The 1,495-nt window shown below is 68.7% G+C and carries 1 protein-coding gene; it reads left to right on the top strand.

Annotation, left to right across the window (positions count from 1 at the left end; translation table 11 throughout):
- The first annotated feature begins 247 nt into the window (after nt 1-247).
- Nucleotides 248-1,423, top strand: a complete 1,176-nt coding sequence (locus C8P66_RS23350; protein WP_158537371.1) for an IS110 family RNA-guided transposase — start codon at nt 248-250, stop codon at nt 1,421-1,423.
- Nucleotides 1,424-1,495 lie beyond the last annotated feature (72 nt).

The raw sequence follows: 1,495 nt of genomic DNA, 5'->3' as shown, positions 1-1,495 counted from the left end.
CTTGTAACTCCTCCACTCATCGCCGCGCCTCCTGGCTAAGGTTGCGCGTCGGTAGCTGGGAGAGGGTCGCCGCGAGACGCTTGGGGGTCATTCCCCGGCAATGAGATTGGCGCCCTCGCCCGGCGTTCCGGGCTCGAACGGTATCCTGAGGTGCCGCCTTGCCAGCGCGCGTCCTCGCTTGAACAAGTGCGAGCATGAACGCCGGCGCCGAGGCTTCCAGCCGCTGCCTATTCAAGCAGGAGGGATCATGTTCGCAGGGATCGACATCGCAGCCGAACGCCACACCCTCGCCCGTCTCGACGACGCAGGCGTGGCAATCGGCAAGCCCATCACCATCACCGAGGACCGCGACGGCTATGACGCCCTGCTCCGCGCGCTCGGGCCGCCGCCCGTCCTCATCGCCATGGAGGCGACCGGCCATTACTGGAAGAACCTCTTCGCCGTGCTCACCGCCGCGGGCCACGACGTCGCACTCCTCAACCCCCTGATCGCCCGCCGCTTCCAGGAGGCCAGCCTGGAGCGCACCAAGACCGACGCCATCGACGCCACCGGCCTCGCCCGCCTGGCCTTCGAAAAGCGCCCCGCCCCAACCCATCTGCATGACGAGGTCGCCGAGGCGCTCCGCGAACTGGTCCGCCACCGCGACCGGCTGCGCCAGGATTTCGACGACCGCGTTCGTCAGCTCCACCGCCTGGTCGATCTCGGCTTTCCCGAGTTCACCCGCTATGTCCGCAGCCTCGACAGCATGCTCGCCACCTGCCTGCTGGCCGAATACCCCACCGCCCACGCCTTCGCCCGCGCCACACCCCGCCGCGTCGCCAAGCTGCGCTACGATGGGCGGCACTTCGTCGGCGCCGAACTGGCCCAATCGCTGGTCGAGGCCGCCAAACGATCCGTCGGCCAGCACCACGGCCCCGCCTACAAGCTGCAGGCCCGCCATATCTGCCAGGATCTCGACACCTGGCGCCGCCGCCTCGCCGAGATCGAGCACGACATCGAGGACCTGCTCGACACCCATGTCCTCGGCAAGCTGATCACCAGCATCGACGGCATCGGGCCGCAGACCGCCGCTCGCATCATCGCAGCCTCCGGCGACCCGGCCCATTTCAAGAGCGCCGGCGCCTTCGCGGCCTACGTCGGCGTCGTCCCAGGGCTGCGCCAATCCGGCAAGCAGACCGGCACCCGCGCCAGCATCGGACCGCTGGGCAATGCCCGGCTGCGCCGCGCCCTGTGGATGCCGGTGCTGACCGCCGTCAAGCGCAACCCTTGGCTGCGCGCCTTCTACCTGCGCCTGCGCGCCGCCGGAAAACCCGCCAAGCTGGCCCTCATCGCCGCCATGCGAAAGCTGCTCCACGCCGTCTACAGCGTCGCCAAACACCGCAGGCCATTCATGATCGAAGCAGAGCAGGCGCGGGCGGCGTAGTCCCAACACAACGCAGCCGACCGCGCCTGCGGACCACACAAAAAGCGCTTGCTCAGCGTGACGGTATCTCAT

It is taken from the genome of Humitalea rosea, from assembly GCF_003253705.1.
GTDB lineage: Bacteria > Pseudomonadota > Alphaproteobacteria > Acetobacterales > Acetobacteraceae > Humitalea > Humitalea rosea.
This window is presented reverse-complemented; position numbering and strand designations above follow the sequence as displayed.

What these genes read in the sequence shown, in the direction of transcription:
- C8P66_RS23350 (WP_158537371.1), top strand. Translation starts at nt 248, where the DNA reads ATGTTCGCAGGGATCGACATCGCAGCCGAACGCCACACCCTCGCCCGT.